Here is a 13,386-nt window from a genome sequence, read left to right as displayed (position 1 = left end):
CCTGCGTGCGTTTGCCACAGGCCCCGCAAGGCGTTGCGGCAGCACCCGTTGTGGTGCCGATTTGCAACGCATGCTGCACTGCATCTGGTGCAGTTCTTGCGTGATCTCTAGCATCGCTCGCTTCCCTTTGCCCGCCATCTGCCAGCGTGAGGGCGCTGGAACAGACAGCGGGTTGTGTGCAACCCCAACGACGTCTTTGACAGGAGTACAGGCATGACCAACAGTACCGGCAGCGCGGCCCATGTGGCGGGGCTGATGCCCGGCGATGCATCCAACACGCTCGCCAATGAAGATCTGCTCCCCACCACCGCCGCGCAGCGACACTGGACGTGGAAGGACTTTGCCGCACTCTGGGTGGGCATGGTCGTGTGTGTGCCCACCTACACCATGGCCAGCTCCATGCTGGACCAGGGCTTTACCTGGCAGATGGCCGTGTGGCTGGTGTTCCTGGCCAACTGCATCGTGCTGGTGCCCATGGTGCTCATCGGGCGCGTAGGGCCCCGGTACGGCGTGCCGTTCCCGGTGCTGGCGCGTGCATCGTTTGGCGTGAAAGGCGCCAACCTGCCCGCTGTGCTGCGCGGGCTGGTGGCATGTGGCTGGTTCTCCATCAACTGCTACTTTGGCGCGCTGGCGCTGCATGGCTTCCTCAACATTCTGGGTATGAATCTGGCTGGACCGGCCGATGGACAGACCATCAGCACCTCGCAGTTCATGTGCTTTCTGGCGTTCTGGGCGGTGCACATCTGGTTCATCTGGAAGGGGCCGGAGTCAATCCGCATGCTGGAGGTGATTGCGGCGCCGCTGATGATCATTGCGTCCATCGCACTGGTTGTGGTGCTGATGATGAAGGTGCCCTCGGGCCAGCTCTTCAACCTGCCCGCCAAGGTGGTCGAAGGCGGCCCCAAGACCTGGGCGGCGCTCACGGGCCTGGTGGGCTTCTGGGCCACGCTGGCGCTCAACATTCCGGACTTCACCCGCTTTGCCAAATCGCAGAGGGACCAGGTGGTGGGCCAGGCCATAGGCCTGCCCATTCCCATGGCGCTGTTCTCCATGGTGGGCGTGATCGGCTTCTCGGCCTCGGCCATCCTGTACGGCAAGGCCCAGCTGTTCCCCGATGGGCTGCTCACGCAGATGGGCAGCGTGGCCGCCGGCCTGGGTCTGCTGGTGATCTTGCTGGCCAACCTTACGACCAACGTGGCCGCCAATCTGGTGTCACCGTCGTATGACTTCAGCCAGTGTGCGCCGTCCAAGATCAGCTTCCGCATGGGCGGCCTGATCGCTGCGGGCATCGGCCTGCTGTTCATGCCCTGGAAGCTGCTGGCCACATCGGGCGGCTACCTGTTCACCTGGCTGGGCGGCTACGGCACGCTGCTGGGCGCCATCGCGGGCATCCTGCTGGTGGACTACTACCTGGTGCGCAAGAGTGAACTGAAGGTGGACGACCTGTACCGCCGTGGCGGTGAATATGAGTACAGCAACGGCTGGAACCTGCAAGCCCTGATCGCGTTTGCACTGGGCGTGCTGCCCTGCCTGCCCGGCTACCTGGCAGTGTCGGGCGTGGTGGACAAGGCGGGCATGCCTGCCATCTGGCTGTCGTTGTTCGACTCGGGCTGGTTCTTCAGCCTGGCGGTGGCCGGCACCTACTACTACCTGACGGCCAAGAAGAAGTGATGCCCCGGACCCTGCCTGGGCCTGGTGCCAGTGCAGGGTCCGTTTTTTTGAATTGATCCGTATCCCTGAAGGAGACCCCCCATGAGCAAAGCCCTTGTGATCCGCGGTGGCACCGTGGTCAACGCCGACCGTGAACAGCGCGCCGATGTGTTGTGCGTCGATGGCCGCATCGTGGCCGTGGGGGAACATGCCGCGGCCCAGGCCCCTGCGGGCGCAGAGACGCTGGATGCCAGCGGCCAGTACGTGCTGCCCGGCGGCATTGACCCGCATACCCACATGCAATTGCCGTTCATGGGCACCGTCACCATGGACGACTTCTTCACCGGTACCGCCGCCGCGCTGGCGGGCGGCACCACGAGCATCATCGACTTCGTGATCCCCGACCCGCAGGAGCCGCTGATGGACGCTTACCGCAAATGGCGTGGCTGGGCGGAGAAGTCGGCGGCCGACTATTCCTTCCACGTCGCCGTCACCTGGTGGAGCGAGCAGGTGCGCGCCGACATGGGCACGCTGGTGCAGGAAGAAGGCGTGAACAGCTTCAAGCACTTCATGGCCTACAAGAACGCCATCATGTGCGACGACGAAACCCTGGTGAACAGCTTCAAGCGCGCACTCGAACTCGGGGCCATGCCCACGGTGCATGCCGAAAACGGCGAGCTGGTCTACCTGCTGCAGCAGGAGGTCGCCAAGATGGGCATCACCGGCCCCGAGGGCCACCCGCTGTCGCGCCCCCCCATGGTCGAGGCCGAGGCCGCCAACCGCGCCATTGCCATTGCCGACGTGCTGGGCGTGCCCATCTACGTGGTGCATGTGAGCTGCATGGAGTCGGCCGACGCCATTGCCCGCGCCCGCGCACGCGGCCAGCGTGTGTACGGCGAGGTGCTGGCGGGGCACCTGCTGGTGGACGACAGCGTGTACCGCGACCCCGACTTTGCCAAGGCCGCCGCCTATGTGATGAGCCCGCCCTTCCGCCCCAAGGGCCACCAAGAGGCGCTGTGGCGTGGCCTGCAGTCGGGCCAGCTGCACACCACGGCGACGGACCACTGCACCTTCTGCGCCGCGCAAAAGGCCATGGGCAAAGAGAACTTCGCCAAGATCCCCAACGGCACTGGCGGCGTGGAAGAGCGCATGGCCGCGCTGTGGGACGGCGGCGTGAACACCGGGCGCCTCACGCCCAGCGAGTTCGTGGCCATCACCTCGGCCAACGCGGCTAAGCTGTTCAACATCTACCCGCGCAAGGGCTATATCGGAGAAGGCGCCGATGCCGACCTGGTGCTGTGGGACCCGCAAGGCACCAAGACCTTCTCTGCCAAGACCCAGTTCAGCAAGGGCGACTTCAACATCTTTGAAGGCCGCACCGTGCGCGGCGTCCCCAGCCACACCGTGAGCCAGGGCCGCGTGGTGTTTGCCAACGGCGACCTGCGCGCCGAGCAGGGCAAGGGCCGTTACATCAAGCGCCCAGCGTTTGGCGCCAACTTCCAGGCGGTGCAAAAGCGCGCGCAGGACCTGGCACCCACGGCGGTGGCGCGCTGACCGCTGCAATGCATCTGGAGAACACCATGGATACCAAAGTCAAACCCAACATCGAAAACCTGCGCATCAACGGCCAGCGCCTGTGGGACTCGCTCATGGAGCTGGCGCAGATCGGCGCCACGCCAAAAGGCGGCGTGTGCCGCCTGACCCTCACCGACCTGGACAAACAGGGCCGTGACCTCGTCACCCGCTGGGCGCGCGAGGCGGGCATGACGGTCACCATCGACAAGATCGGCAACGGCTTCATGCGCCGCCCCGGCCGCAACAACAATTTGCCACCCATCATGACCGGCAGCCACATCGACACCCAGCCCACGGGCGGCAAGTTCGACGGCAACTACGGCGTGCTGGCGGGCATCGAGGTGGTCCGCACGCTGAACGACCACGGCATCGAGACCGAAGCGCCCATCGAGGTGGCGTTCTGGACCAACGAAGAAGGCAGCCGCTTTGTACCTGTGATGATGGGCTCGGGCGTGTTCGCCAAGGCCTTCACGCTGGAGCACGCCTACGCCGCCACCGACACCGAGGGCAAGACGGTGAAGGGCGAGCTGGAACGCATCGGCTACATCGGCGACCAGGAGCCCGGCGACCACCCCATCGGCGCCTACTTCGAGACCCACATCGAACAAGGTCCGGTGCTGGAAGACAACGACAAGACCATCGGCGTGGTCAGCGGCGTGCTGGGCATCCGCTGGTTCGACTGCACCGTCACCGGCATGGAAGCCCACGCCGGCCCCACGCCCATGGCCCTGCGCAAGGACGCCATGCTGGCCGCCACGCGCATCATGCAGGACGTGGTGGCGGCAGCACACCGCCACCCGCCCCACGGGCGTGGCACCGTGGGCATGGTGCAGGTGTTCCCCAACAGCCGCAACGTGATTCCGGGCCGGGTCAAGTTCAGCATCGACCTGCGCAACAGCACAGACGAACTGGTGGATGCCATGGCCGCCGAGGTCAAGGCCTTTGCCGACCAAGTGGCGAAGGAACATTGCGTGCAGGTGCACATCGAGATGGTGTCCAGCTACCCCGCGCAATTGTTCCAGCCCGAGTGCGTGGAGGCCGTGGGCCGCGCTGCGGCCAAGCTGGGCTACAGCCACATGCCCGCCGTCTCAGGTGCAGGGCACGACGCCGTCTACATGGCCAAGCTCGCGCCCAGCGGCATGATCTTCATCCCCTGCAAGGACGGCATCAGCCACAACGAGATCGAGGACGCCAAGCCCGAGCACATCCAGGCGGGGTGCAACGTGCTGCTGCATGCCATGCTGGAGCGGGCAGGGACCTGATCTGGCGCGGTCAGACGGGGCTCCGCGACCCAGTTTTTAGGCCACCACGCCCACAGGATATGGGCCGCGTTGTATCTTCTGGTTACTTTCAATTTCGTATTCCGAGAAGAGGGCAGGTCCATGAAGCTCAAAACCCGCATCCTGTGGCTGTGCGCCGCCACGCTCCTGGGTCTGGTCGTGCTGTCGGCCATGGCGCTGACCACGCTCTACCAGTCGATGATGAAAGAGCGCACGGCGCAGCTTTCCAACCTGGTGGTGCTGGCCCACGCGGCCGCCCAGAAGTCGCACGAGAAAGAAAAGAGTGGCGCACTCTCGCGCGAAGACGCCATAAAGGAAGCCACCCAGACCATCGGCAGCTTCGTGGACAAGGACAAATACTTCTTTGTCCGGGGCTTCACGAACGACGTGAACTACGTGCACCCCAACGCCAAGCGCATCGGCATCGTTGATGAAAAGGGTGGCAAGGAGGCTGGCGTGCGCTACCGCGCAGCGCTGCAGGGCGTGACGGTGGGCACCGTGACGGCGCCCGGCACGCGCCCCGGCGCCAAGGAGCCGGTGGACAAGCTCTACGCCATCATCAAGTTCGAGCCCTGGGACTGGATCATCGGTTTTGGCGACTATGTGGACGACATCGAAAACGCCTTCTGGCGCAACACCGCCATCCTGCTGTCTATCGGTGCGGTGCTGATGTTCATCGTGGCGCTGATGGCCTGGCAGATGCTGCGCACCTTGGTGCACCAGCTCGGCGGCGAGCCGCAGTACGCGGCCGAGGTGGTGACCCAGATTGCCGAGGGCAACCTGGCTGTGGAGGTGCAGACCTTGCCCGGCGACACCACCAGCATCCTGCACGCCATCCGCGCCATGCGCGACAACCTCTCGCACTTGGTGAAGCAGGTGCGAGACAGCACAGACTCCATCAACACCGCGTCCTCCGAAATTGCCGCAGGCAATGGCGACCTGTCAGCACGCACCGAGTCGCAAGCCAGTGCGCTGCAGGAGACGGCTGCATCGATGGAGCAGCTTACCTCCACCGTGCAGCAGAACGCGGCCAACGCCAAGCGGGCCGACGAGCTCGCGCGTGCCGCGTCCGACATGGCTGTGCGCGGGGGCGATGTGGTGCAGCAGGTGGTGGGCACCATGGGTTCCATTGACCAGTCCTCGCGCAAGATCGTGGACATCATCAGCGTGATTGACGGCATTGCTTTCCAGACCAACATCCTGGCGCTCAATGCAGCGGTGGAAGCTGCCCGCGCGGGCGAACAAGGCCGGGGATTTGCGGTGGTGGCGAGCGAGGTACGAAGCCTGGCCCAGCGCAGCGCGGCCGCAGCCAAGGAGATCAAGGGCCTGATCGATGACTCCGTGGCCAAGGTGGGTGTTGGCACCCAGTTGGTGGAACAGGCCGGTGCCACCATGGGCGAGGTGGTGGCAGGAGTGAAGAGCGTCACCACCATGGTTGCCGAGATCAGCGCCGCCAGCGGCGAACAAAGCGCGGGCATTGCCCAGGTCAACCAGGCCATCTCGCAGATGGACCAGAGCACGCAGCAGAACGCAGCGCTGGTGGAGGAGGCCCTGGCGGCCGCCCAGTCGCTCAGCCAGCAGGCCGTGGCACTGTCGCAGACCGTGGGGCAGTTCCGCGTGGCGTGAAGCCCGCGCTCAGCGTTCGCAAAGGCAGGGTTCGCCCTGCCTTTTTTCTTGCGTTAGGGCCGGGTCGTGATCATGCCGGTCAAGCCCAAGAAATGGTCCAGCATGTGGAAGTGGTCTTCAAAGAATTCCTCTTCCATGCCTGCCAGCTGGTCGATGCGCGTCCACTGCACCAGCGCGGCATCGTCGTCGGCCTGCACCACCGGGAAGGGCGCATCGCCCAGGTCGAAGTAATGCGCATGCGTAATGGTGCGGCCGCGCTGGCTGCGGTCGGGGTGGTCGAACACGGCCACCGACTGCAGCGCGGCGCGCATGGTGGCCTCGGGCAGGTGGCAGTTGGTTTCTTCCACCAGCTCGCGCAGGCAGGACTGCCACACGGTTTCGCGCTGCTCGATGAAGCCCCCGGGCACGGCCAGCTGGCCTTTGCCGGGCGCGTGGGCGCGGCGGATGAGCAGCACCTGGTCCTGGCAGCGCAGTACGGCGTCCACCGTTACGAACACGGGCGGGTAGGGCGCAGCAGACCAGGCCTGGCGGTAGCCGCGCAGCATGCGCCATTCCTCCTGCAACGCGGCGTAGTGCGGCGTATGCACAAAAGCCTGCAGCTGGGCCAGCGTGCTCGCCGGGATTTGCGCGGCCAGTGGCGCCAGGGCTTGGTCCACCGTGTCGGCCGTGGCGCCAAAGTAGGCGTCGCGGATGGTGGTGGCGTCCATGCTGCCCTGGCGGGGCAGGTCGATCAGCGCCCAGCTGGGGAAGGCGCGAAGGTAGCTGCTGGTCGCGTCCTTGAAATGGCCCACCAGCGCGATGCGGTCGCCGGGCTGCGTGTGCCGCGCCACGCTGCGGCGCACGGCCTGCACCCACACGGCTTCGTTGTAATAGTCGCGCACGGGCAGCACGCGCACACGGCTGCGGTCGGCCGGGGGCAGCGCATCCCGCAGCATGGCCTCGCGCTCTGCCCAGGTGAAGGGGTTCTTGGGCGAGCGGGCCTGCCAGGCCGAGCCCACCACCACGATGACCTGGGGCGCCATGCGCAGGGCCTCGTGCAGCAGGGCAAGGTGGCCGCTGTGCACGGGTTCAAAGCGGCCGATGAGGAGGGCGGTGTCGTACATGGGTCTCCAGAATTCTGAGGTTTTTTGGCCTCTTGCGCTCGTCCATCATGCCCAAGCAGCTATTGTTTTTATAGTAATTCTACCGAAGGGCTCCGCTCAGACATACCTTGCGGCGATGGGCATCTGCCGACCGCTGCCAAATGCGCGCGGCCGCACACGCAGGATGGGCGGGGCCTGGCGGCGTTTGTACTCGTTGCGCGCCACCATCATGCGCACCCGCTGCACCAGGGCGCGGCCTGCGCCGTCGGTCTGCAGTTGCGCCACGAACGCCTGTGCGGCGGCCAGTTCGGGGACCGACAGGCGCTCGCCTTCGATGAGCAGCTTGAGCACTTCGTCCAGCACGGGGTAGGGCGGCAGGCTGTCCACATCGCGCTGGCCCGGGGCCAGCTCGGCCGACGGCTCCTTGTCGATGATGGCCTGCGGGATCAGCTCGCGCCCCGCTTGTTCGTTGACATGGCGCGAGAGGGCAAACACCTCGGTCTTGTAGAGGTCGCCAATCAACCCCAGGCCGCCGTTGGTGTCGCCATACAGCGTGCAGTAGCCCACCGAGATTTCGCTCTTGTTGCCCGTGGTCAGCAGCAGGTGGCCGAAGGCGTTGGAGTATTCCATCAGCACCGTGCCACGGATGCGGGCCTGCAGGTTTTCGAGCGGCAGGCCCTGCAGCGGCTGACCGAAGCTGCCCTCGAACTGCTGCGCGTACCCCGCCACCAGCTCGGCAATCGGGTGGGTGTGCAGCTTCACGCCGAGGTTCTGGCACAGCGCCACCGAGTCATCGACCGAGCCGCTGCTGGAGTAGCGCGAGGGCATGGTCACGCCCACCACGTTCTCGGGGCCGAGTGCCTGCGCGGCTAGTGCCAGCGTGAGTGCGCTGTCGATGCCGCCCGAGCTCCCCACCACCACCTGCTTGAAGCCGCAGCGCCGTGCGTAGTCCTTGAGGCCCAGCAGGATCTGCTGGCGGTAGAACTCCATGGTGGGGAGGCCCTCGGCTGGCACGCGCGCTGGCGCCCGGCCGTCGGCGGTGAGGAAGTGGCCGTTGGCAAACCGCAGCGTGCGCAGGTCCTCCACAAAACGCGGCGCCTCGAACACGATGCCTGCCTTGGGTTCGGCCGCGAACGATGCGCCGTCGTACACCACTTGGTCGTGCCCGCCGACCTGGTTCACGTACAGGATGGGCAGGCCGTGGCGGCGCGACGAACCCCCGAAGATCTGGTGCCGCTGCTCGCGCTTGCCCACGTGGCTCGGGCTGGCGTTGATGCTGATGACCAGATCGGGCGCAGCGTCGCGCAGGCGCTCGAAGGGGTTGGTGGCGTAGTCGGTGCCATGGTCGTTCCAGCCGTCCTCGCACACCAGCAGGCCCACCTGCGTGCCGCCAATGCGCAGCACCTTGGCCACGTCCGGGCCGGGCTCGAAGTGGCGGCGTTCGTCAAAGATGTTGTAGGTGGGCAGCAGCTGCTTGGCGTATTGCAGGCGCACGGCGCCGCCTTGCAGCACCAGCAGGCTGTTGTGCAGGCGCTTGCCCGGGCCTGTGGCGGGCGTGGGCGCGCCCACCACCCAGTGCAGCGCGGGCAGCTCGGCCGATGCCTTCTGCAACGCCGCCAGGCCGTCTTGCACTCGTTGCAGGAAGGGCGGCTCGTCCAGCATGTCACCGGGGTAGTAGCCGCACAGCGCGAGTTCGCTGAACACGATGAGGTCGGACTGCTCGCGGGCGGCCTGCTGCGCGGCGGCCACCATGCGGGCCACGTTACCTTCGATGTCGCCGACGGTGAGGTTGAGCTGGGCGATGGTGATGCGGAGCATGGTGTCAGTCCTTCACGTTGAAGACTTGGCGCAAGTAGGCGAGGTAGGTTTCATCGTCACACAGCGTCTTGCCCGGTGTGTCCGACAGCTTGGCGACCAGCTGCCCGTTGGCGCGCACCAGCTTCATCACGATGTTGAGCGGCTTCATCTCCGGGGCATCCCCCATGTCATTGGTGAGGTGAGTGCCGATGCCAAAGCCCAGCTGCGTGCGGTCGCCAAAGTGGCGGTACAGCACCAGCGCCTTGGTCAGTGTGAGGCCGTCGGAGAACACCAGCCGCTTGGTGTGCGCGTCGATGCGCAGCTTGGCATAGTGGGCCAGCGCGTTCTCGCCCCAGGCCACCGGGTCGCCCGAGTCGTGCCGCAGGCCGTCGAACAGCTTGGCGAAGTACAGGTCAAAGTCGGCGAGGAAGGCATCCATGCCCACGGTGTCGGTCAGCGCAATGCCCAGGTCGCCCCGGTACTCTTGCACCCAGTCTTCGAGCGCCGCCTTTTGAAAGTCGCGCAGGCGCACGCCCAGCGCCTGGTAGCTTTGCAAGTACTCGTGCGCCATGGTGCCGATGGGCACCAGGTTCAGGTCGCGCGCCAGCAGCACGTTGCTGGTGCCCTTGAACCATTGCGGCGCTTGTTCTGCAAAGGTCTTGACCACCTCGCGCTGCCACGCACCGCTGTAGCGGCGGCGCAGGCCAAAGTCGAACAGCTCGAAGGGGTGGCGCAGTGTGGCTTGCTGCGCCAGGTCCTGCAGCTGCTGCACCTTGGCCGCCAGTCGCTCGCAGCCGCTGGCCAGAGCGGCAGTAGCATCGAAGCGGCGAAAGTACAGCTCGTTCACGATGGCCAGCACAAAGATCTCAAAGCCCATCACATGCACCTGCGGGCCCTGTGCCACGATGTGCAACTGATCGCCCTCGGCCCAGGCGCGGATGAAGTTGCGCTGGAACTGGAAGATGCGCAGAAAGTCGATGAAGTCGCTCTTGATGAACCGCAGGCCGCGCAGGTAGGCCAGCTCGTCTTCGCTGAAGCGCAGGGTGCACAGGTGGTCCAGCGCGGCGTTCACCTCGGGCAGCAGCTCTGCCAGCGGGTAAATCGGCTGGTTGCGGCAGACAAAGCGGTATTCGCTCTGCGTCTGTGGATGCCGGTGCAGCAGCGCTTGCCACATGGTGAACTTGTAGAGGTCGGTGTCGAGCAGGCTGGTGATGACGGGGGCCATGATTTGCTCCTGAATGGATAGCTGCCAGGGTAAGAAGTAAAAGCGCTACAGGCTGATTTCGCTCATGGATGCCAGTTGCGCACCGGCCGTGCGCATCCCGTCCAGAAACGCCTGGTGCTGCGCTTCGAATCCCGCCACGGGGCTCATGCCGTCTGTCAGCAGCACGATGCGGCTGGCCTGCCAGCCGGGCACCAGGCGTGGCAGGTGCTGCACGATGTGTTCGGTGGTCGAGCGAACGCAGTGGCTGCTGGCCTCGCCCGCGATCAGCAGTACATCGGCCTGGCCCAGCGACTGCAGCAGGGGGGTGTTGAGCGCGGTGCTGGCGTCGTCCGCATCGGGCACCTCGGCCTCGATGGCGCTGTAGTGCTCGGTCCAGGGGTTGGTGCCCTTGAACACGTTGCACACGGCGCGCTGGCGCTGCAGTTGCCAGTCGCCACAGGCGGCCAGCACATCGGCGTGGATGCCGTGGCCCCAGCTGCCCACCTCGCAGTGCACGGGCCAGACCATGAGCGTGTAGCGGCCTTGGGCTTCGAGTGCGTCCAGGTAGGCCAGCGTGCGGGGCAGGGCGGCCACATCGCGCGGCATGAAGTCGCCCGCACGCACCTGGGCGGCGGCGATGGGGGTGAAGGGCGCCACCTCTGCCCCCGCGCCGGTCTGCCAGAAGCCGGGGTGGGCGATGTCGAAGCGCTGGTGCGAGTCGAGCGTGACGGTGATGGCGTCGAGCTGATGGCCCTGGGTGCGAATGAAGGCCGCCAGGCGCTGCATGTCGGCGTGGGCGCCCGCCACGGGCAGGCTGGGCGCGTGGCCTGCGGGGCAGTGGCTGGCAGGCAGGTCGCAAAAATCGTTTTGGGGGTCGATCACCAGAAGCTGGGTGGTGCGGGTGGCCATGGTCTTTCTCCTTCGCTGTGACTGCAGTGTATTTTTGTTAGATCAAGTTTGCAACTAAGTAATTTGCAAGCCGATGTTTCAGATGAGAACGGTAATGGCTGAATCGAGCTGCTTTCCTGTGGACTGGCTTGGTGGTAGCCTTGTTCGTTCAAAGTTGCAATGAACTAAAGCCCCGTGACCATCGAAAACATTCCCGCCGTGATCTGTACCGTGGACGTGGTGCTGCTGACCCTGGAGCAGGCCACGTTGAAGGTGGCCCTGGTGCGCCGCGAGCGCGAGCCCTTTGCCCAGGCGCTGGCGCTGCCCGGCGGCTACATCCATGCACAGGACGATGTGGACGCCCAGGCCAGTGCCGCGCGGGTGATGCGTGACAAGGCCGGGCTCGAAAGCCCGTACCTGGAGCAATTGGCCACCTTCACCGGTGCGGTGCGCGACCCGCGCGGCTGGTCGGTGGCCGTGGCCTATTGCGCCCTGGTGCCTGCCACCGTGCTGGCGCAGGCCGGGGGGCGGGTGGAACTGGTGGCAGTGGACGCGCTGCCGCCGCTGCCCTTCGACCACCGGCAGATCATCGACACGGCTGTGTTGCGCGTGCGCAGCAAAAGCCAGTATTCGTCGCTGCCCGTGCACCTGTGTGCCGAGCCGTTCACGCTGCCGCAGCTGCAGGCGGTGTACGAAGCGGTACTGGGCGAGCCAGTCAACAAGGTGAGCTTTCGCCGCAAGGTGGACGAGCTGGCCATGCTGGAGCCTGTGCCCGGCGCGTTGCAGACGGGCGGCGCACACCGCCCCGCGCAGCTGTACCGGGTGCGCCCGACCTTTCGTCGGCAGCTGTCGCTCAGTGCCAGAGGGCTGTAGCGCGGGCTCCACGCGCACAAAAGATTGGACCACCGCGCCCAAATCTGGCACAAACGCAAACTTTGTGTTCCACGAACGGTGGTCGCGCGCGGTCGGGTGCTCCGGCGCCAGGACTGCCTCATTGAAATACCGGCCCTGCGCCGGACCTGAGGGAGAACCATGTCTTTGCGGCTCAAATTCAACCTGGTGCTGGCGGGCGTGCTGCTGCTCGCGGTGCTGGGCGCGGGCGCCTATGTGCACCGCTTCCTGCAGCAATCGGCCATCGAGGAGGTGCAGCACAACTCGCAGATCATGATGCACGCCGCCATGGCCATCCGCGACTACACCACCGAGCTGGTCAAGCCGCACCTGGATGTGACGCTGGCCGAGAAATTCCTGCCGCAGACCGTGCCCGCCTATGCCGCCACCGAGACGCTGCGCCGGCTGCAAAACCGGTTTCCGGGCTACGAGTACAAGGAAGCGGTGCTCAACCCCACCAACCTGCGGGACCGCGCCAACGAATGGGAAGAGCGCATCATCAGCGACTTCCGCGAAGGCCGCGCTGACCTCAAGAAAGAAGTGACGGGCGAGGTGGGCGAGGGCATGCACCGTGCGATGTACGTGGCCCGCCCCATCACCATCAAGCAGCCCCAGTGCATGGCTTGCCACAGCACGCCCGCCGTGGCGCCCCCCACCATGCTCAAGGTCTATGGCGACAAGAACGGCTTTGGCTGGGGCATGAACGAAACCGTGGGCATCCAGGTGGTGAAGGTGCCGATGTACTTCCCGCTGGAGAAAGCGCGCCAGACCTTCAACACCGTGATGGCAGCGCTGGTGGGCAGCTTTGTGCTGTTGTTTGTCGGCCTGAACCTCTCGCTGTCGTCGCTGGTGATTGAGCCCATGGCGCGGCTGAACAGCAAGCTGGAAGACCTGGCCACCAAGGACTTCCTCACCGACCTGGTCAACCGCCGCCGGTTCTTCGAACGGCTTGAGGCCGACATGGCCGAGACGCGGGTCAAGAAGAGCCAGCTGTCGGTCGTCATGTTCGACATCGACTTTTTCAAGCGCATCAATGACACCTTCGGGCATGACTCGGGCGATGTGGTGCTGAAGAACACGGCGCTGCGCGTGCGCGAACTGCTGCGCTCGTCCGACTGCGCTGCGCGTTTTGGGGGCGAGGAGTTCATCATCCTGCTCAAGGAAACCCCGGTGGACGCCGCCATGGCCATGGCCGAGGCGGTGCGGGCCCGTATCGCGGGTGTGCCATTCGACGCCGTGGGCCATGTCAGTGCCAGCTTTGGCGTAGCCACCTGGGACCACAAGGAAGACAGCCACGCCCTGATCAAGCGTGCGGATACGGCGCTTTACAAAGCCAAGTCCAGCGGTCGCAACTGCGTGGTCCAGGCCGAAGACGCCGCCTAATTTGCGGGCG

10 protein-coding genes are annotated in these 13,386 nt (G+C 65.6%); 6 read left to right on the top strand and 4 right to left on the bottom strand.

The genetic code is table 11. The features are described from left to right. Nucleotides 1-213: 213 nt before the first annotated feature. From ACT531_RS20295 to ACT531_RS20280, 4 genes are all read left to right on the top strand, one after another. The gene (locus ACT531_RS20295) at nucleotides 214-1,671 is read left to right on the top strand and encodes an NCS1 family nucleobase:cation symporter-1 (protein WP_476018584.1); all 1,458 of its coding nucleotides are present in this window, start codon (nucleotides 214-216) and stop codon (nucleotides 1,669-1,671) included. A gap of 81 nt (nucleotides 1,672-1,752) precedes the next feature. Then, nucleotides 1,753-3,204 carry a dihydropyrimidinase gene (gene hydA, locus ACT531_RS20290; protein ID WP_476018583.1) on the top strand — a complete coding sequence of 484 codons (1,452 nt, stop codon included), beginning with the start codon at nucleotides 1,753-1,755 and terminating at the stop codon, nucleotides 3,202-3,204. Between the two features lie 26 nt (nucleotides 3,205-3,230). Next, nucleotides 3,231-4,487, top strand: a complete 1,257-nt coding sequence (locus tag ACT531_RS20285; RefSeq protein ID WP_476018582.1) for a Zn-dependent hydrolase — start codon at nucleotides 3,231-3,233, stop codon at nucleotides 4,485-4,487. Nucleotides 4,488-4,607: 120 nt separating this feature from the next. After that, complete coding sequence (locus tag ACT531_RS20280; RefSeq protein WP_476018581.1) at nucleotides 4,608-6,131, top strand: methyl-accepting chemotaxis protein; 1,524 nt, start codon at nucleotides 4,608-4,610, stop codon at nucleotides 6,129-6,131. 53 nt (nucleotides 6,132-6,184) lie between these two features. On the opposite strand, the gene ACT531_RS20275 is transcribed toward ACT531_RS20280, so the two are convergent. The 4 genes from ACT531_RS20275 to ACT531_RS20260 form a co-directional block, all read right to left on the bottom strand. Continuing rightward, nucleotides 6,185-7,234, bottom strand: coding sequence for a bifunctional nicotinamide-nucleotide adenylyltransferase/Nudix hydroxylase (locus ACT531_RS20275; protein ID WP_476018580.1), 1,050 nt, complete (start codon nucleotides 7,232-7,234; stop codon nucleotides 6,185-6,187). Nucleotides 7,235-7,330: 96 nt separating this feature from the next. Continuing rightward, the gene (locus tag ACT531_RS20270) at nucleotides 7,331-9,031 is read right to left on the bottom strand and encodes an NAD+ synthase (protein ID WP_476018579.1); all 1,701 of its coding nucleotides are present in this window, start codon (nucleotides 9,029-9,031) and stop codon (nucleotides 7,331-7,333) included. Nucleotides 9,032-9,035: 4 nt separating this feature from the next. After that, on the bottom strand, nucleotides 9,036-10,235 hold the full coding sequence (gene pncB, locus ACT531_RS20265) for a nicotinate phosphoribosyltransferase (protein ID WP_476018578.1): 1,200 nt from the start codon (nucleotides 10,233-10,235) through the stop codon (nucleotides 9,036-9,038). A 45-nt stretch (nucleotides 10,236-10,280) separates the two neighbouring features. Further along, on the bottom strand, nucleotides 10,281-11,123 hold the full coding sequence (locus ACT531_RS20260; RefSeq protein ID WP_476018577.1) for a cysteine hydrolase family protein: 843 nt from the start codon (nucleotides 11,121-11,123) through the stop codon (nucleotides 10,281-10,283). Between the two features lie 174 nt (nucleotides 11,124-11,297). On the opposite strand from ACT531_RS20260, the gene ACT531_RS20255 reads away from it, so the two are divergent. Both ACT531_RS20255 and ACT531_RS20250 read left to right on the top strand, forming a co-directional pair. Continuing rightward, nucleotides 11,298-11,975: an NUDIX hydrolase gene (locus ACT531_RS20255; protein ID WP_476018576.1), complete on the top strand. Its 678-nt coding sequence runs from the start codon at nucleotides 11,298-11,300 to the stop codon at nucleotides 11,973-11,975. 159 nt (nucleotides 11,976-12,134) lie between these two features. After that, nucleotides 12,135-13,376: a diguanylate cyclase gene (locus ACT531_RS20250; protein WP_015012641.1), complete on the top strand. Its 1,242-nt coding sequence runs from the start codon at nucleotides 12,135-12,137 to the stop codon at nucleotides 13,374-13,376. Nucleotides 13,377-13,386: the final 10 nt, after the last annotated feature.

The sequence above is a fragment of the Acidovorax sp. DMC1 genome, from assembly GCF_056314325.1.
This window is presented reverse-complemented; position numbering and strand designations above follow the sequence as displayed.

Excerpts from the sequence above, each read along its gene's own strand:
- ACT531_RS20295 (WP_476018584.1), top strand. The coding sequence starts at position 214 with ATGACCAACAGTACCGGCAGCGCGGCCCATGTGGCGGGGCTGATGCCC.
- hydA (WP_476018583.1), top strand. The coding sequence starts at position 1,753 with ATGAGCAAAGCCCTTGTGATCCGCGGTGGCACCGTGGTCAACGCCGAC.
- ACT531_RS20285 (WP_476018582.1), top strand. The coding sequence starts at position 3,231 with ATGGATACCAAAGTCAAACCCAACATCGAAAACCTGCGCATCAACGGC.
- ACT531_RS20280 (WP_476018581.1), top strand. The coding sequence starts at position 4,608 with ATGAAGCTCAAAACCCGCATCCTGTGGCTGTGCGCCGCCACGCTCCTG.
- ACT531_RS20275 (WP_476018580.1), bottom strand. The coding sequence starts at position 7,234 with ATGTACGACACCGCCCTCCTCATCGGCCGCTTTGAACCCGTGCACAGC.
- ACT531_RS20270 (WP_476018579.1), bottom strand. The coding sequence starts at position 9,031 with ATGCTCCGCATCACCATCGCCCAGCTCAACCTCACCGTCGGCGACATC.
- pncB (WP_476018578.1), bottom strand. The coding sequence starts at position 10,235 with ATGGCCCCCGTCATCACCAGCCTGCTCGACACCGACCTCTACAAGTTC.
- ACT531_RS20260 (WP_476018577.1), bottom strand. The coding sequence starts at position 11,123 with ATGGCCACCCGCACCACCCAGCTTCTGGTGATCGACCCCCAAAACGAT.
- ACT531_RS20250 (WP_015012641.1), top strand. The coding sequence starts at position 12,135 with ATGTCTTTGCGGCTCAAATTCAACCTGGTGCTGGCGGGCGTGCTGCTG.